General features: G+C 42.1%; 18 protein-coding genes. 9 read left to right on the top strand and 9 right to left on the bottom strand.

Annotated elements, in window-relative coordinates; genetic code table 11:
* The first annotated feature begins 233 nt into the window (after positions 1-233).
* Together AAC033_RS10800 and AAC033_RS10805 are read left to right on the top strand one after the other, a co-directional pair.
* The gene (locus AAC033_RS10800) at positions 234-824 is read left to right on the top strand and encodes an HAD-IA family hydrolase (RefSeq protein ID WP_339737930.1); all 591 of its coding nucleotides are present in this window, start codon (positions 234-236) and stop codon (positions 822-824) included.
* Between the two features lie 22 nt (positions 825-846).
* Positions 847-1,773: an AEC family transporter gene (locus tag AAC033_RS10805; RefSeq protein ID WP_339737932.1), complete on the top strand. Its 927-nt coding sequence runs from the start codon at positions 847-849 to the stop codon at positions 1,771-1,773.
* On the opposite strand, the gene AAC033_RS10810 is transcribed toward AAC033_RS10805, so the two are convergent.
* The 3 genes from AAC033_RS10810 to tsaD are packed head-to-tail and all read right to left on the bottom strand — an operon-like array spanning position 1,750 to position 4,067.
* On the bottom strand, positions 1,750-2,727 hold the full coding sequence (locus AAC033_RS10810) for a GTP-binding protein (protein ID WP_339737934.1): 978 nt from the start codon (positions 2,725-2,727) through the stop codon (positions 1,750-1,752). The two genes, AAC033_RS10805 and AAC033_RS10810, sit on opposite strands and share 24 nt — an antisense overlap.
* A gap of 49 nt (positions 2,728-2,776) precedes the next feature.
* Positions 2,777-2,971 carry a hypothetical protein gene (locus AAC033_RS10815; RefSeq protein ID WP_339737936.1) on the bottom strand — a complete coding sequence of 65 codons (195 nt, stop codon included), beginning with the start codon at positions 2,969-2,971 and terminating at the stop codon, positions 2,777-2,779.
* Between the two features lie 58 nt (positions 2,972-3,029).
* A complete protein-coding gene (gene tsaD / locus AAC033_RS10820; protein ID WP_339737938.1) occupies positions 3,030-4,067 on the bottom strand; it encodes a tRNA (adenosine(37)-N6)-threonylcarbamoyltransferase complex transferase subunit TsaD in 1,038 nt (345 codons plus the stop codon).
* A gap of 128 nt (positions 4,068-4,195) precedes the next feature.
* Here tsaD and AAC033_RS10825 point away from each other — a divergent pair, with 128 nt between their 5' ends.
* From AAC033_RS10825 to AAC033_RS10840, 4 genes are all read left to right on the top strand, one after another.
* Entirely contained in the window at positions 4,196-8,551 is a 4,356-nt protein-coding gene (locus tag AAC033_RS10825) for a translocation/assembly module TamB domain-containing protein (RefSeq protein WP_339737940.1), read from the top strand.
* Positions 8,552-8,701: 150 nt separating this feature from the next.
* Positions 8,702-9,409: a MotA/TolQ/ExbB proton channel family protein gene (locus AAC033_RS10830; RefSeq protein WP_339737942.1), complete on the top strand. Its 708-nt coding sequence runs from the start codon at positions 8,702-8,704 to the stop codon at positions 9,407-9,409.
* 5 nt (positions 9,410-9,414) lie between these two features.
* Positions 9,415-9,825, top strand: coding sequence for a biopolymer transporter ExbD (locus AAC033_RS10835; RefSeq protein ID WP_339737944.1), 411 nt, complete (start codon positions 9,415-9,417; stop codon positions 9,823-9,825).
* Positions 9,825-10,826 carry a cell envelope integrity protein TolA gene (locus AAC033_RS10840; RefSeq protein WP_339737946.1) on the top strand — a complete coding sequence of 334 codons (1,002 nt, stop codon included), beginning with the start codon at positions 9,825-9,827 and terminating at the stop codon, positions 10,824-10,826. The genes AAC033_RS10835 and AAC033_RS10840 overlap by 1 nt, the downstream gene beginning before the upstream one ends.
* A 10-nt stretch (positions 10,827-10,836) precedes the next feature.
* Here AAC033_RS10840 and AAC033_RS10845 read toward each other — a convergent pair whose 3' ends face one another.
* The 4 genes from AAC033_RS10845 to AAC033_RS10860 all read right to left on the bottom strand — a co-directional run bounded on the left by AAC033_RS10845 (position 10,837) and on the right by AAC033_RS10860 (position 13,952).
* Complete coding sequence (locus AAC033_RS10845) at positions 10,837-11,586, bottom strand: shikimate dehydrogenase (RefSeq protein ID WP_339737948.1); 750 nt, start codon at positions 11,584-11,586, stop codon at positions 10,837-10,839.
* A complete protein-coding gene (locus AAC033_RS10850; protein ID WP_339737950.1) occupies positions 11,583-12,518 on the bottom strand; it encodes a DUF368 domain-containing protein in 936 nt (311 codons plus the stop codon). Before AAC033_RS10850 ends, AAC033_RS10845 begins: the two co-directional genes overlap by 4 nt.
* Positions 12,519-12,626: 108 nt before the next feature.
* Entirely contained in the window at positions 12,627-13,328 is a 702-nt protein-coding gene (locus tag AAC033_RS10855; RefSeq protein ID WP_339737952.1) for a 16S rRNA (uracil(1498)-N(3))-methyltransferase, read from the bottom strand.
* Between the two features lie 129 nt (positions 13,329-13,457).
* Positions 13,458-13,952, bottom strand: coding sequence for a histidine phosphatase family protein (locus AAC033_RS10860; RefSeq protein ID WP_339737954.1), 495 nt, complete (start codon positions 13,950-13,952; stop codon positions 13,458-13,460).
* Positions 13,953-14,079: 127 nt separating this feature from the next.
* Between AAC033_RS10860 and AAC033_RS10865 the strand changes: the two genes are divergently transcribed.
* The 3 genes from AAC033_RS10865 (at position 14,080) to AAC033_RS10875 (ending at position 16,046) form a co-directional block, all read left to right on the top strand.
* On the top strand, positions 14,080-14,592 hold the full coding sequence (locus AAC033_RS10865; RefSeq protein ID WP_339737956.1) for a metallophosphoesterase family protein: 513 nt from the start codon (positions 14,080-14,082) through the stop codon (positions 14,590-14,592).
* A 75-nt stretch (positions 14,593-14,667) separates the two neighbouring features.
* Positions 14,668-15,318: a hypothetical protein gene (locus AAC033_RS10870; RefSeq protein WP_339737958.1), complete on the top strand. Its 651-nt coding sequence runs from the start codon at positions 14,668-14,670 to the stop codon at positions 15,316-15,318.
* Positions 15,319-15,323: 5 nt separating this feature from the next.
* Positions 15,324-16,046: a DUF3307 domain-containing protein gene (locus tag AAC033_RS10875; protein ID WP_339737960.1), complete on the top strand. Its 723-nt coding sequence runs from the start codon at positions 15,324-15,326 to the stop codon at positions 16,044-16,046.
* Between the two features lie 18 nt (positions 16,047-16,064).
* On the opposite strand, the gene prmA is transcribed toward AAC033_RS10875, so the two are convergent.
* The gene (gene prmA / locus AAC033_RS10880) at positions 16,065-16,895 is read right to left on the bottom strand and encodes a 50S ribosomal protein L11 methyltransferase (RefSeq protein ID WP_339737962.1); all 831 of its coding nucleotides are present in this window, start codon (positions 16,893-16,895) and stop codon (positions 16,065-16,067) included.
* Between the two features lie 78 nt (positions 16,896-16,973).
* Complete coding sequence (gene tpiA / locus AAC033_RS10885; protein WP_339737963.1) at positions 16,974-17,732, bottom strand: triose-phosphate isomerase; 759 nt, start codon at positions 17,730-17,732, stop codon at positions 16,974-16,976.
* Positions 17,733-17,836 lie beyond the last annotated feature (104 nt).

Consider the following 17,836-nt stretch of genomic DNA (forward strand, 5'->3'; position numbering starts at 1 on the left):
GTCATTTGATTGTCATTAAGGAGTCATTCAATTGTTAACAGGTGGTCATTCAATTGTTTTGAACGATCAATGACAGCAATTAACAGCCACTGCAGAATCGACAGGCAGGTCATCCGGCAGTCATAAAATTAATAGAAGATTAAATTCTTGGGATATTGGGACGTGTGCCGTCAGGAAAGTTTTAAGCTGTAAAAAAAAGCGTAATTTCACCCGCTAATTTCAAGAGAGAAGTTATGAAGCTAGATAAACACCCGGACGCAGAGGCGTTGATTTTTGACTTAGATGGAACGCTGTCCGATTCGCTCCCGGTTCACATTGCTACCTGGTACACGGTTTGTAAACACTACAACTGTGAATTCGACCCGTCAATCATTGAAGAAATGACTGGTATGCCGACCATTGAGTTTGCTCACCGGATTATCCGTGATAATGGATTGAAAGGCGTGGACCCGGAGGAAATGGTGCGTATGAAACAGCAAACGTTTTGGAACAGCATTGACAAGCTTCGCCCGCACGAGTCGGTGATCAGTTTGGTGCATCAGTATCATGGTAAAATTCCGCTGACTGTGGGCACCGGGGCCAGCCGTACAAGTGCTGAACTGCAACTAAAAGCGCTGAAAATCTATGATCTGTTTGATGCTATTGTTACGGCCGATGATGTGACCGAGCACAAACCCTTACCTCAAACCTTTTTGAAATGCGCCGAGTTGGTTAAAATTAATCCGGAGAAATGCCATGTTTACGAAGATGGCATTTTGGGCATGCAGGCTGCAAAATCGGCTGGCATGTTTTTAACCGATGTACGTCCGTTCCTGAAGAATTAGTAGATCCATATAGCCCGGGCCCATGCAAAATTACTGGTTGTCGTTATCTACCATACTCCCGCTTTTCCTGGCTGCTTTGGCCGGTTTGCTTTTTAGCCGGACCAAGTCGTTTAAAAAAGAATGGATTGATGTGTTGAATGACTATGCGCTGTGGATTGGTTTTCCGGCGCTGATCCTGGTGGCCTTGTTTAAGCTGGACGTGCCTTTGGCCGAGTATATCGATCTGGCTGCATGGAATTCGGCTTACATTGTGTTGTGTATGCTGTTGGCTTTCCCGGTTGCCAAACTTTTCCGGTTGAGCACCGATACCTTGCGTACCTTGATTTTGGCTTTTTCATTTGGCAACGTGTCTTACCTGGGCATTCCGGTTCTGATGAATGTATATGGCTCCGGCATTCTGGCCGAGTCTACTTTGCTGTCGGCGGTTTATTTGTTTTGGTTGTTCACCCTGGGGATTATTTTGGTTGAAGTGTTGGGCGAGCACGATGTCAATCCGCTTGTTGTGGTGAAGAACCTGCTTCAGAATCCGCTGCTTATAGCTGTTTTGCTTGGCTTACTGGTTTCAATATTGAAATTTGAAGTGCCTGAAATTTTGGTGAAAGGGCTGGATTTGTTTGCTACTTCGGTAACGGCCGTTGTGTTGTTTTCGCTGGGACTGTTTTTGGGAACCCACCCGTTTGGAAAGCTAAAAGAATGGTTGCCGGTGGCAGGGTTTTCAATCGCTATTTTGCTGCTTTTACCCTTAGTGTTTTATGGTGTGGTCCTGTCTTTTGGTGTGTCATTCGATGTTCGCTCCAGCATTTTGGAAGGCGCGATGCCCATGGGATTAACGCCTTACGTTTTGTCGGTAAAATACAAATTGAACGCCACCTTTGCTTCGAAGGTGGTGGTGTTGAGCACGATTTTGAGTGTTTTAACGCTCCCCTTATGGATTCAGATCCTTGGCTAAGTAGTTGTTCAGTTCGAAGCCGATCCGCTCAAAATCAATTTCCTTTCCAATAAAAACAAGCCGGTTTTTTGGAGCTTCACCGGGCATAATCAGGCTGCCTTCCGAATAGCTCGTACCTCCGCCGACTGATTGTACCACAATTTTGTTGGGGTTGTTTTGAGTGAAAAGAATGCCTTTGATGCGGTATATCTGGAGTTGATTGATGGCCGCAAAATAATCGAACCAATATTTGAACCGGTCCAGTTTTATATGGCCTGAAAACTCGTGGGTGAATGTGGTATACTTTTTCGATTCGACCAAGCGAAAAAGAAAGGGCTCGGCCATTTTCTGTTCCAGTCTTCCCTGTACTTTTTCAGCAAAATTTTCAAGGAAAAACCCGTTGCTTTTTCCAAATTCCGTAGCGATTGTCTCCGCGGTTCCATTCCATGCCGCGAGTCTTTTCTCAATCTCGGGTAAGCTGGTTTCTAAAGCCCTATCGGTTTTGTTGATGATGAGTAAGTCGCTCAGAATAACCTGCAATTGTTGTTCGCGCTCACTCATTTGCTGCTCAAAATTTTGGGCATCAACCAGGCAGACACTCCCGGCAAGCGTATATTTTTCTTTCAATTCCTGGTCTTCATAAAAAGGTTTGATTACGTTCGAAAGATCAGCTACTCCCGTGGTTTCAATGAGCAGGTAGTCAATTTCACCGGCTTTTTCGGCTAGGTCGAGCAGGGTTAAGGAGAATTCGTTGGAAATGGAACAGCAGATGCAGCCATTGCTTAAGTCGAAAATATTCTCACTTCGCATGCCCACAATCAAATCCTGATCAATGGATTGCTGTCCAAACTCATTCTCAACCAAGGCCAGTTTCAGTTGCTGGTGATGGCGTATCACTTCGTTTATAAATGTGGTCTTACCGGCTCCAAGAAAGCCGGTAACAATAATGACGGGTATTTTTTGATCAAGTTCCAAGTTTCAAAATTTAAGTTCCAAATCCTAAGTTTCGAGTTTCAAGTCTGTTTCAGAGTCCGTTTGCTCCATGCTGGTGAAGATTGCAAAGCGATTGGTCAACATTCGCGTTTTCCATGCGTTTTTTTTCTGTTCTTTCGCCTGTTTCTTCCAAGTCTTGCGCCACACCTTTCTTCAGGTGCTTTATGCTTTCCTCAACGTGCTTTTTATGTTCCTCAACATGCTTTTGGCATTCTTCAGCATGCATTAAATGTTACTCAAACTATTTTTCGGTTGACTAATCCACGCTTTACCTGTGGCGATTGCTAATCGTTAATACTCATTCGGGCAAACGGAACGGCATCCTGCGCGGCAAACTGTCCCTTCTGGTATTTGTAATAGCCGGTAATGGCAATCATGGCCGCATTGTCCATGGTGAAGGCAAACTTGGGAATAAACAAGTTCCATTGGCGTTTTTCGGCTTCGACTTTCAAGGCGTTTTGCAAGCCCGAATTGGCGGAAACACCACCACCAACGGTAATTTCTTTGATGCCGGTTTGCTTTGCCGCCTTCACCAGCTTGCTCATCAAAATATCGATGATGGTTTTTTGGAGCGAAGCACACAAATCGGCCTGATTTTCTTTAATAAAGTTTTCGTTTTCCTTGATTCGGTCGCGCAAGAAATACAGAAAGCTTGTTTTTAGTCCGCTAAAACTGTAGTCCAGATCTTTGATGCGAGGTTTCGAAAATTCGAAAGTATGGGGATTACCCTCTTTCGCCAGTTTGTCGATCAGAGGACCGCCGGGGTAGGGCATGCCCATCACTTTGGCGCACTTGTCGAATGCTTCGCCGGCCGCATCGTCAATGGTTTGGCCAATCACCTCCATCTCCAAATGATCCCTGACAATAATGATCTGGGAGTTTCCTCCGGATACTAGCAAATTGAGATGTGGAAACTTTGGTTCGCGAAATTCAACGCCACCTTCTTCAATAAAATGAGCCAAAACATGCCCCTGAAGATGGTTGATTTCAATCATCGGAATACCGGCTGCCAGCGAAAAACCTTTGGCAAACGAGGTTCCTACGAGTAACGATCCCAGCAAACCCGGACCACGGGTGTAGGCTACAGCCGAGATTTCATCGCGGCTGATTCCGGCCTGCTTAATAGCTTGGTCGACTACCGGTACGATGTTTTGCTGGTGCGCCCGCGACGCCAGTTCGGGAACAACACCGCCGTAAGCTTCGTGAACTTTTTGGCTGGCTATAATATTCGACAGCAGAACACCGTTCTTGATAACAGCGGCTGAGGTGTCGTCGCATGATGACTCAATTCCTAAAATGATGATATCTTTTTTGTTATTCATGAAAACCAATTTTCAGGGTAAGATTCAATTATTTTAACTGTTGAACCTAACGATTTACGTGGAATTTAGTTTATTTTGCTTTCAAATTACCGAGGGACAAAATTATCAAAAAATCGATTAAAATAGTATTGTGGGGTTTTGGGATCCTGGTCGTCCTGATTCTGGGAGCTTATTTGGCTTTCCAGGCCAGTGTGGTCCAAACTTTTTTGGTCAGGCAAATTGCCAATAACCTTTCGGAACGGCTGAATACAAGGATAACACTGAAAAGTGTGGACATTCGTTTTTTCAATCAGGTTATTTTGAATGAGTTTTTGGTTGAAGATCAGCAGCAGGATACCTTATTTTATGTGGGGAGAATGGCGGCTTCGATTGACGATTTGAGTGTGAAACGGAAAATGATCAACCTGTCGTCGCTTGATATGGAGCAGACCAAACTCTTTGTTTCGCTTACGGAAGAGAATCTGCCCAATTATAAATTTATTTTCGATGCGTTGCGTTCCAATAAACAAAAAGATAACTGGGATTTTATTTGTCAGAATTTTCTTTTTAGCGATACGCGTTTGGGGTACTCGTACTATAAAACTGAGGCACCGAAAACCATTGATTTATATAACATTCAGATGGACGTCAGTGATTTTGTTTTACATCATGATTCATTGTCGTTCAATATCAACCAGATGAGTCTTGACGACCGCAAGGCTTTTAAATTAACTTCGTTGAGTACGCAACTGGTTTCATCCAATCACATGGTGAAACTGCAAAACCTTCGGGTGGAGACGCCACATTCGGCTATTGTTAACGCCGATGTGACCATTGATCAAACAGAAATGCATGAAGGTAAGGATTTTTCGTTTTTGAAGCTGGATGTCGATTTGAAGGAAACGGTTTTGGATTTTGTTGACTTGGGACAGCTGGTACCTTCCGTGCGGGGAATGGATTTGAAAATGGATCTTTCAGGACGGGTCTATGGAACCATTGCAGATTTGAAAGCCAAGGATTTGCAAATGAGCCTTGGCGAAAATACCCGCTTGGTTTGCGATTTTTACACCAATGGCCTGCCCAATTTGGATCAGACTTACATCTCGTTGGATTTAAAAAGCTCGACAGCGGATTTTAAAGATTTGAGCCAGATTAAATTACCCCATTCTTCAAAGGCTGATTATTTGCAGTTTTCGCCCTTGTTGCACGATGCAGGTGTTGTTCGTTACGAAGGAAATTTTACAGGGTTTTTAAGCGATTTTGTCGCCTACGGAACCGTGCGATCCAATTTTGGGGAAATAAGGACCGACCTTTCTTTTGTTCCGCTACAAGGAAATCGGTTAAAAGTTAACGGGAGTGTAAAAACAGTTAATTTCGAGTTGGGCGCGTTTACTCAGTATGACAAATTTGAGCAGCTTACATTTAACGGACAGGTTAACGGTTCGTTTCATAAAATAAGCCGGGCTTTTAACGTCGCCATTGCAGGAGTTGTGGATAGTCTGGTTTTTAATGATTATAAGTTTAAGAATCTCACCCTCGACGGTGCAGTTCAGGATCGAAAATTCGAAGGTAATCTGACGATCAGCGATCCCAACCTTGATGCTGGTTTTGTTGGTAAACTGGATTTTAATACGCCGATCCCGGAGTTTGATTTTGAGCTCAATCTGGAGCAAGCCAACCTGATAGCACTGAATCTTGATCACACCTTTGAAAAGTCGCTGCTTTCAATGGCGTTGAATGCCAATTTTAAGGGGAATAGCATTGATAACCTGGACGGTAATATTCAGGTTGCCGAAGGACAATACGTCAACGAATACGACACCTTGGCTCTCAGTAGTTTAAGTGTTAATACGTATTTTGAAAATGTTTCTCATCTTCAGGTTCGTTCCGATTTTGCAGATGCTCATATTGCCGGAAACTATTCTTTTCTGACCCTGTTTGGAAGTTTTAAAAATTTAATTCATCGCTATTTACCTTCTTCAGGTATTGAGTTTAATGAAAGAATGACAATGAACCAGTTTGATTTCATGGTGACGGTGAAGGATATGAAACCACTAACTAAGACATTGCTTCCCGAACTCTTTGTTGGACCTGCTGAAATTACCGGGCACTTTGACGATCAGGGGCTGACTCTGGATCTGGTTGCCGATATTCCACGAATGGAATACCGGGATTTGGTTTTCAATGGCTATTCATTGTCTGTGCATACCAATGAGAAGATTGAATTTAAGAGTCGGTTAGATGAGTTGCAGTTGAATGAAAATCAGAGTATTTACAATCTGGCTATCTTAGCTGATGCCGCAGATGACCGGCTGAACTCCAAAATAGTGTGGAATAATTTTCATCAGGAAACCTACAGCGGCGAACTGGAGACCCAAGTCGATTTTCTAAAAAACGGTTACGATCGTACGCATGTTGATATGGAGGTCTTACCATCACGGATTTATATTTCGGACACCCTTTGGACGGTGCACCCTTCTCGAATAACCATCGATTCGACAAGAATTGCTGTTGGTAACTTTCAGATTTCGAATGGAGACCAGCAATTTACCTTGGATGGCGTGATTTCAAAAGATAAAAGTGATCGGTTGAATTTAAAGGTGAATGAGTTGAATCTAGGGCATTTGAACTCACTCGCACAACGAAACTTTGAAGTTGAGGGAATTCTGAATGGAACAGCAAGTGTCTTTGATGTGTATGAACGTGCCTTGTTTTTATCTGATTTGAGGATCAATGATTTGAGTTTTCGGGACCATGAGATTGGAGAACTTAGCATTGTTAGCAAGTGGGATCGGCAGTCGGAGGAAATTCAGACAGAATTGCAGATTGACAGTAAAAACCATCAGGCTTTTTACGCCTATGGCACTTACACTCCGGCAAACGACTCGATTGATTTTTACGCCAGCTTGAATGATTTATCACTGACAATTTTGCAACCGATTCTGCAGAATAGTTTTCAGGATATTCGCGGTCGCGGCACTGGCGATGTGTGGATCCACGGAAACACAGAGAAAATTCTGCTGGATGGCGATGTGCTTGGTCTTGATGCGGGGCTGGCCATGAAAGCACTTCAGGTAGATTATTATTTCAGCGACACCATCAGCTTTCGTTCCGACTCCATTGTGTTTGATCAAATTCAAATTACTGACTACCAGGGGAACAAAGGGGTTTTTAATGGCTCCATTCGTCATGATAACTTTGGGAATATGGATTATAATCTGGCTTTACGTACTTCGAGGTTGATGGCTATGAATACGACTTTCAGAGATAATGAACGATTTTATGGAAAGGCTTATGCCAAAGGCGTTTTGGAAATTCGAGGACATGGTAAAGATATTACTTTAACTTCGGAAGCAACCAGCTTAAGTGGCACATCCATCAATATCTCGTTAGATTATGAAGCGGAAGCACAGGAGTATGATTTCATTCATTTTGTGAATAGTGAAACACAGGACGCCAAATCAACGGAGCGGAAGGTGCGAACCGAAAAATCCAATGTCAAGATGATCTTTGATTTTGATATAACACCCGATGCGCTTGTTCAGCTGATTTATAATTCGCAGATTGGCGATATGATTCGATCGCGTGGAACAGGCGACATGCAGGTTCGCATTGACCCGGATTTCAATATTACGATGTTCGGGGAGTATCGGGTTGATCAGGGCGACTATTTGTTTACTTTGCAGAATGTGATAAATAAAAAGTTTGAAATAGCCAGCGGAGGTACGATCCGCTGGAATGGCGAGCCATATGATGCTATTGTTGATATTGAAGCCATCTATCGATTAAAGGCATCCTTAACTGAGCTTTTTCCCAATTCGGTCGAGAATATTGATTATGCTCAGCGAATTCCGGTAACGTGTGGCATTTTTCTAACCGAGAACCTGAATAATCCATCGATCGCTTTCGACATCAATTTTCCAACAGCCGAAGACCGGATAAAAGATCAAGTGCAACAATTTATCAGTACAGAGGAGGAGATGAACCGACAGATCCTGTCGCTGTTGGTATTGGGGCGGTTTTATACCCCTGAATACCTTCGCGGATCTTATCAGGCTTCCAATTCCAATGTGGTTGGATCTACAGCGAGTGAGTTGTTTTCGAACCAACTTAGTAACTGGCTTTCACAAATTAGCAACGATTTTGATATCGGAGTGAATTATCGTCCAGGCAATCAAATGTCGGACGATGAAATTGAACTGGCGTTGAGTACGCAAATTTTCAATGATCGGGTTACCATAAATGGCAACATTGGTAACAACAGTACTACGAATGCTGCCCGTTCCAATAGCAACAACATTGTTGGCGATTTCGATTTGAACGTTAAATTGACAAACAATGGTAAGCTTCAGCTGAAAGCCTACAACCGGTCAAATAATAACCTGATTTATGAAACTTCGCCGTATACCCAGGGTATCGGAATCTCATACCGGGAGAACTATGACAATTTCACAGAGCTCTGGCATAAAATGGTTCGATTGATTGGAATCCGGCAAGAAGATTGAGGCATGAAAGTTGTATATTAGCTGCCGGTCTGAACCGGGTGTCTGATCGTGTTACTTTAAGTAGTAACTTTGTAAATATTCATTATTTTTGAGGGGTATAATAAATGCTTTTATACCTCGTTTTTTATGTGTTCCTCTAAATAAAAATTTATGTTTGGAAATATTCTTTTACAAGTTTCGAATGCAGCTGGCGATAGTCTTGACGTGATGGCAGAATCAGCAGGTCAAGATGGGATTGTAACCCGTTTTTTTGATTTAGCATTAAAGGGTGGGTGGATTATGATTCCCATTCTGGTACTTTCGTTAATAGCAGTATTCATTTTTTTCGATCGATATTTTGCCGTTAAAAAGGCTGGCAAAGTTGATTATTCGTTACTTGAACGCGTGAAGGATTACATTTCACAGGGTAACATAGAAGCGGCATTGTCGTTGGCCCGTTCGCAGGATAACCCAACCGCCCGGATGATTCAGAAGGGAATAAGCCGGATCGGCCGTCCAATGGCAGATGTGAACTCGGCGATTGAAACAGTTGGCAACCTCGAAATTGCCAAGCTTGAAAAGGGCTTGCCTGTTTTGGCCAGTGTGGCTGGTGGTGCTCCAATGATTGGTTTTCTGGGAACTGTCATCGGAATGATTCAGGCATTTTACGATATGGCTAATGCTGGCAGCAACATTGATGTAACTTTGTTGTCATCCGGAATCTACCAGGCCATGGTAACAACAGTAGCAGGTTTGACCGTTGGGATTATCGCCTACTTTGCCTACAATATTTTGGTAGCCAATGTTGAAAAGGTAATTTTTAAAATGGAAGCAGCCACTTCTGAATTTCTTGATCTTTTAAATGAACCAGCAAGATAACAGCAATGGCCTTAAAAAGAAGAAATAAAGTCGATGCCAGTTTCAGCATGTCCTCCATGACCGATATCGTGTTCTTGTTGCTGATTTTCTTTATGGTGACTTCAACTTTAATTGCTCCCAACGCGTTGAAACTGCTGTTGCCACAAAGTAACAATCAAACCGCAGCAAAGCCGATGACCACTGTTTCGATTACGGCCGATCTCAAGTATTTTGTCAATACCGGAGGAGAAGTTGAACGCGTCGCATTCCACGAAATAGAACCTGCTTTGCAATTGGCCATTGGAGATAATCCCGAAGCATATGTGTCGCTACATGCCGATAAGTCAGTTCCGATTGAGCAAGTTGTTAAAGTAATGAACATAGCGAAGAGGAATAAGTATAAAATGATTTTGGCCACCGCGCCGGAAGGACGTTAATGAGCTACATTGGAGAACATAGAAAGGGATTTGTAGGGACAATTATTTTCCACGTTGTTGTTTTGATATTGCTCCTGCTGTTTGGATTTTTCACTCCACTTCCATTGCCGGGAGAAGAAGGTATTCTCGTGAATTTTGGTAATACAGATCAGGGAAGTGGCCCGCAAGAACCTGCACCAAGCAGGCAAACAGCACCTCCTGTTGTGCAAGAGAAAAAAGAGGTTACGCCGCCCCCTGTTACACCGCCCCCACCCACACCATCTGTTTCTCAGCCTGAGGTTAAAGAAGAAATGATGACTCAGGATTTTGAGGAAACGGTGGCCATTGATGCTGCCAAAAAGAAGCAGGAAGAAGAACGAAAGCGTTTGCAGGAACAGGAAAACAAAAGAAAACAGGAAGAACTTGAGCGGCAGCGAAAAATAGACCAAGAAGCACAACGTAAAGTTGAACTTGAGCGTCAGCGGCTGGCCGAAATAGAGCGCCAACGACTGGCTGAGGAAGCTGAGCGCCGGCGTCAGGCTGAAGCGGAACGGAAGCGAAAAGAAGCTGAACAACAAAAAATTGCAGAAATAAATAATCGGGCATCGAATGCTTTTGGAGCCGGAGGTGCCGGAACAAGTGATTCGGAAAGCATGGGGCAGGGAGTCACTTTCCCGGGAGGAAACCAAGGTTCGCCCAATGGTTCGGCTAACTCCGACAACTATGGCGATGGCGGTGGACAAGGAGATGGAATTTCATATGATCTGGGGGGCCGCTCGCACAAATCGTTGCCAAAACCCAATTATCCTGGAAATGAGGATGGAATCGTCGTTGTGACGGTTAGGGTTGATAAATCAGGCAAAGTTATCAGTGCTGAACCGGGTGCGCGTGGATCAACAATTTCCAGTGCCCAGTTTTTGAATGAAGCAAGACAAGCCGCTTTAAAGGCCCGGTTCAATGAAGATCCTTCAGCTCCTGCTGTTCAGCAGGGGACCATTACGTATCGCTTCGTATTAGACTAATAACCGGGTTTTATTCATTCCAGATTTCCCAGGCTTTCTCGGCCTGCAGGTGAAGCATTTCCAACCCGTTTTTAGTTGCTGCTCCCTTTACGTTTCCTTTTCTCATGAATAAAGTTTCCTCCGGGTTATAAACCAAGTCGTAAAGAACATGATCCGGCGTGAGGAACTCATAAGGAATCGCCGGGCAGTTGTCAACCTTAGGATAAGTTCCCAAAGGAGTAGCGTTGATAACAATGAGGTGATCTTTCAGCAAACTTTCGTCAACTTGATTGTAGCTCACTTCGTTTACATCCAATTTCTCTTTTGTCGTCGCTGAAATGTATTCAATTTTGTTCTGAGTAAGAACATACTTAATGGCTTTTGATGCACCGCCTGTGCCTAAAATCAAGGCCTTTCGATGTTTCGATTTTAGCATGGGCACGATTGAATGCTCAAAGCCATAGCAATCGGTATTGTATCCTTTTAGCTTAATTTGATTGTTTGAGCGGATAATTTTTATTGTATTGACGGCCCCTACTTCTGCCGCCTGTTCATCAATCTCATCGAGATACGGAATAATTTGCTGTTTGTATGGAATGGTGCAATTGAGTCCCGCAATGTGCTCATTTGCTTCGAAAATCGAAGGAAAATCATCGATTCGATCCAGCTCGAAATTCAGGTATTCATGACCCGTTAATCCCTCTTTCTCAAATTTCTCTTTAAAAAATCCCTTGGAAAAAGAGTATCCTAATCGATAGCCAATTAGTCCGTATGTTTTCATTTTTGTAAGCGCTTCGATATTCCTTCGACTATAAAAATAAGAGCAAAACCGGCAATAGCCAGGCATATAGCACCGAGCAATTGAGGCGAATTGCCGGTCAATGCTTCGTAATTTGCGGGCAAAACGTTTTGTTCCAGAAGCGGCTTTACTACTCCGTGGCGATCAACGAAAGTTTCGACCACTTCTTTCCACGGCCAGACTTTGTTTAGCGAACCGATCATAAAACCAGCGAGCAATGCTATGGTCACGTCGTAAAAGCGCTTTAGTAACCAACTTAGTAAGTTTGAAAATAGTACAATTCCGATCGCGGCTCCCGCCATAAAGACTGCAATGACCGGCAAATTAAAGTTGGAAACTGCTCCCAAAATAAATTTGTACATTCCGAGAAGCACTAAAATGAAACTGCCCGAGATGCCCGGTAGAATCATAGCGCAGATTGCGATTGATCCCGATAAAAAAACAAAGACATAACTGCTGTGTGCTTCAGCCGGCGTGATGACAGTGATGAAATAAGCAACCACAGCTCCGGCTGTAAGCGCCAAAAAAGTTGCTGCATTCCATCGACCAATATCCTTACCAACATAGATCGCGGAAGCAACAATTAGCCCAAAAAAGAAAGACCAGATTAATATGGGGTGATGATTAAGCAAGTATTCCAAGCCTCTGGCCAAGGATAAAATGCTAATGCCGATGCCCAGAACAACGGCAAATAAGAAATTACCATTTATTTCATTCCAGAAGGCCTTAAATTTGCCCGTGAAAAATAATTTCAACGAGTGGAAGTTGACGGATTTTATGGAGTCAATCAATTCCTGGTAGATCCCGGTAATAAATGCAATTGTGCCGCCTGAAACTCCGGGAACAACATCTGCAGCCCCCATTCCCATACCTTTAAGAGTAAGGAGAAGGTATTCTTTTAACGATCGATTCATAGTTGCTTTTTTATGGAAAGCAAAAATAGGGTAGGAATTAGGAAAAAGAAAGATTTGAAGAATATTTTAATCGAATTTGACCATAAAAAAACATCAGCCAACCATGGACTATGATTTGAGTAAATTAACGGTATGACAAGCGACAACAGCAGCGGTTTCCGTTCTTAGGCGGCTTTCGCCCAAACTAACCGGGATAAATTGCCTCTGAAGTGCCAGCTTAACTTCCTCTTCTGAGAAATCGCCTTCAGGGCCAATCAGAATTAAGTTGGACTTGCTTAAATCCAATTCCTCCTTAAGTTCTCGCTTTTTCTGTTCATAGCAATGAGCAATAAACTTTCGGCCACCAAAATCCGATTCCAGGATGCTTTTCAGCGGAGTTAGCTGGTTTAACTTTGGCAAATACGCTTTTAACGACTGTTTCATGGCCGAAATGATCACCTTTTCAAGCCGCTCATTCTTAATTGTTTTTCGTTCCGAATGATCACATAACACTGGGGTAATTTCGTCCACGCCAATTTCGGTGGCTTTCTCAAGAAACCATTCAAAACGATCAATGTTCTTCGTTGGGGCTACCGCGAGGTGGAGGTAATGACTTCGCCTGTTGACTTCGCTTGTTTTTTTTGTGATTTCAACCTCGCATCTTTTTGGATGTGCATCAACGATTTTGGCCTCGAGAAAATTTCCTTTGCCATCAACTAATTGGATTTTGTCACCATTCGCGAGTCGCAGAACACGAACAGCATGCTTCGATTCTGTTTCGTCTAGATAGAATTTTGAATCGATGATGTCTGGCGTATAAAATAGCTGCATGTGAAATTGGTTTTGCGAAAAAATGTTATTATAGCTCTACAGCAAGAACCCGAAAGTAATAAGAATCCCCGGAATCTCAATACTGATCTTCCGGGGAGAAATTCGGTCTGTTATTTTTTCGAACCCTGATTATTTGATCATTCTGGGTGTTAAATGGAATGCCAAATCTCCACCTCTCGCCGAAACCTCTTTCCAGCTATTGACATCAAAATCGACACCAACTGTGGAGCAAGTTGGCATGTCGCTGTTAAATAACTTAACAAGATTATTGGTCAGGTGATATACCAGCGGGTTATGTCCAAAAACAAAAACAGTTTGCACTTCTTCGGCAACGTCACGCAAAAGATCAACAAACTCCTGTGTTGTCATTCCCTCATATAATTCTTCTTCGATTTGGATTGAATGAGTTGGATAGCGAAAATTTTCAGCATAAATTTTCGCCGTTTTCAAAGCTCGTTTGGCTGGACTGGAAATAATCAGGTCAGCTTTTACTCCATCACCCATTAATTTAGAACTAATCCGGTTCGCATCATCTTTTCCCCGATCCCGAAGTTTTCTGCTAAAATCATCATCATAGCCGTATGGCACTGCTTTCGCATGGCGAACAATCACAACTCTTTTCATTCGATTAGTTTTCTATGTTTGATCAATAATGTAAAACTTAAATTCCGGTTAAAAATCGGTATAAATAAACAATTTTTCAATCAAAATTACCCTATTTTTGAGAACCTATAGACATTAAATCATCCGGATGAAAAGAATAGGGTTATTATCAGATACACATGGCGCTCTTAGTGAACGTATTGTGCGATTTTTTGAAAACGTTGATGAAATATGGCATGCCGGCGATATTGGTACAGAAAAATTAGCAGACGAATTGGCTGAACTGAAACCACTCCGGGCTGTTTACGGGAATATTGACGGACATGTATTACGCAGGATGTTTCCCGAGACTCTTCGTTTTTTTTGCGAGGACGTTGATGTACTAATGACCCACATAGGAGGCTATCCCGGCCGATATGAACCAAGAGTTAGAAAAATGATCTATTCCAGTCCTCCCAAGCTATTTATTTCAGGGCATTCTCACATCTTGAAAGTAATACCGGATAAGAAATTTAACTGTTTGCATATCAATCCCGGAGCTGCCGGAAATAACGGATTTCATAATGTTTGTACCGCAGTACGTTTTAAAATTGACGGCAAGGATATTAAAGAAATGGAAGTGTTGGAATTTGAACGATCAGAATTTAGCAGCATAGATTAATAAGTCTATTAATGAAAATATAGAATATATGGTTTATATTTTGTAAATATATAATTAAGGAGCTATATTTGACTTATGGAGAAAATTGCCGTTATATCAGCAGATATTATAAATTCTTCAAAGTTTGAAGAACATGCATTTATTGACGCGATGCGTGTACTCGTCGAACCAGCCGGGAATTATTTGGTTAATCGGGGAGAGCGTTTTTTGTCGAGCCGGGGAGATAGCTTTCAGTTGATGACAACAGATATTCAAAAGTCATTTTTTAAAGCCATTTTCCTGAAGTCGTATTTTAAAAGGAAACAAATAGGTCTAAAAAATGAGAAAGGAAAAGAAGCCATTGATATTCGCATTTCATTGGCTGTTGGGCTGTCAAAAACAATTCCTGAGGATATTGGAAAGTCATTGGAGGAGCCATTTGTGCTTTCAGGCAGGGCACTTGACCAAATGAAAAAGAAAAAACAGACATTTATCATCACTACGAGTCATGAAGCATACAATAAAGAGCTTGAATTGTTGTGTGCTTTTTTAGACAATGTTTTTAATGGCTGGACATTGGCGCAGGCTGAAGTAATTTATTATCTTGTTCAGGGATTCAAGCAAACAGAAATTGCAGATATGTTGAACCTATCCCAGCCTTCAGTAAGTAACCGGATTCAGCTTGCGCGATGGAATTTGATTGATAAAATGAATAGTCGCTTTCTTGAAATCATCGAAAAATTATAATGGTAATGATTCTACTTCTTCGATTATTAATTGCTCACTTAATTGCTGATTTTTTATTGCAGCCGGGGGCGTGGGTGAAAGATAAAAATGAGAAAGGAATAAAATCAATAAAATTATTCTTTCATGTGCTGGTCGTTACGGCGCTATCTGTTGTTTTTACCTTAGATTATTTCTCATGGCAGATTCCTGTTCTAATTTTCCTGTTTCACTACCTGATTGATTTAGCCAAAATTTATTTCATGCCACATAAAGTCAATCAGCTAGTCTGGTTTCTACTCGACCAAGTAGTCCATATCCTGGCTATTGCACTTGTTGTTGCAATCGTCAGTGAATTTTTATTTGATTGGAGCACGATCTTCTCCTCTTTACTTTCAGACCAAACATCGCTTGTTCTATTTCTGGCCTATCTTTTTGTGATTTGGCCGACAATGATAATTGTCAATTTAGCTACAAAGCGCTGGCAAAATCAAATAAAAGAAGGACTTGGACCGAGCCTGCCAGATGCTGGTAAATGGATTGGCATATTAGAACGAGTACTTGTATTAACGTTTGTACTGACAGCACAATTTCAAGCCATCGGATTTTTAATTGCGGCCAAATCAATTCTTCGAATCTCGGTAAAAAGCGAGGACAATGCCCGATTGCTTTCAGAGTACGTGTTGATTGGGACTTTTATCAGTTTTACGATTGCAATTTTAACCGGACTGTTTGCCAGTCTCATGCTTTAAGCTTTTCTTCAAATTGATTTACTTTTGAAACGCGCAGGCAATCCACTTATTACGTTCCTTTATTTCGATTTTCGTTAGTAGCAATTCCGAGGCTCTTCCTAAGATATCTTCCAGATCATTTTCGTAGAACCCACTAACAATAAGTAATCCGCCATTACTTAATACCGCGACATACTTTTCAATATCCTGAAGAATAATGTTTTTTTGAATATTGGCCAGAATCAGATCAAATTTCTGTTCTCCTAAAAGTTGCGCATCTCCAATAGAGGCTTCAAGGTTATTGACATGATTTAGCCGCGCGTTTTCAGCCGTTGCTTCAAAAGACCAGCTATCAATATCGATTGCAGTAATACTTTCGGCCCCCAGCTTGGAAGCATAAATTCCTAAAATCCCGGTGCCACACCCCATGTCCAGAACCGTTTGTCCTTCCAGGTTGATTTCCGAAAGATGCTCCATCATCAGGCTGGTAGTTTCGTGGTTGCCTGTTCCAAACGCCATATTCGGTTCAATCACAATTTCGTACTGAGCTTTTGGATACGCTCTATGAAATGGCGCACGAATCAGCACCTGGTTATTAATCAACAAAGGTTGAAAGTAGTTTTTTTCCCATTCTTCGTTCCAGTTAATGTCCGGCATCTCTTCTTCTGAAAAATCGACTTGAAAAGGAACTTCGGAAAGACAAGTTTTTATATCATTCGTCAATACTTTTTCGATTGGAAAAAAGGCGTTCACCGCGTCTGTTGTTTCATCAAAACTTTCAAAATCCAGTTGCGAAAGATAAGCGACCAGAATTTCGCGGTTGATTTCGTTATCCGGAGATAGCCTGAATTCGGCTTTTGTATATTGCATTTTTTTTATGGCAAAGATAAAAAAAGCCATCCGGCAGAAACCAGATGGCTCAATGATTATTTCGTGTCTTTTTATAGATTAGTATGCATTGATAATCGCCAGAAAATCTTCAGCTTTTAATGAAGCACCACCAATTAGCCCGCCATCAATATCCGGATTGGCAAACAATTCACTAGCGTTTTTAGGGCTGCAGCTTCCACCATACAGAATTGAAGTTTCTTCAGCAACCTCAGCGCCAAATTTATCAGCAATCAGTCCGCGAATGAAAGCAAGCATTTCCTGAGCTTGCTCTGAACTTGCCGTAACTCCAGTTCCAATAGCCCAAATTGGTTCGTAGGCGATAATGATTTTTGAGAAATCTGCAGCAGAAAGATTGAAAACCGTCTCCTCCAATTGAGTTTTTACAAAATCGTTTTGTGTTCCGGCTTCACGAATATCTAACGCTTCGCCACAGCAGTAAATCGGAGTTAAGTCGTTCTCTAGAGTAAGTGCTATTTTCTTGTTCAGGATTACGCTGGTTTCGCCGTAATATTCGCGTCTTTCGGAGTGACCTAAGATCACATACTTAGCACCGGTTGATTTGATCATAGCTGCTGAAACCTCGCCGGTGAAGGCACCCTTCGCTTCGGCTGCACAGTTTTGCGATGACACACCAATACGGCTTGTATCAACTGCATTGACTACACTGGTAATGTGTGTAAATGGCGCTCCAAGAACAACCACAACATCTTTAGCACCTTCTTTAGCAACCAGTTCGTTTACAGCTTTTGCTAATTCAACACCTTCCTGAACGGTTGTGTTACATTTCCAGTTACCGGCAACAACTTTTTTTCTCATGTTTTTTATTTTTTTTGATGGATCGTGATTCTATTTGTCGAGCAAAATTAAGAAAAAGGAGATGAACAGAGCTATATATTAGTTGGTAGATTTTACGATTTAAC

This window comes from uncultured Sunxiuqinia sp. (assembly GCF_963974515.1).
In the GTDB taxonomy this organism is placed as follows: domain Bacteria; phylum Bacteroidota; class Bacteroidia; order Bacteroidales; family Prolixibacteraceae; genus Sunxiuqinia.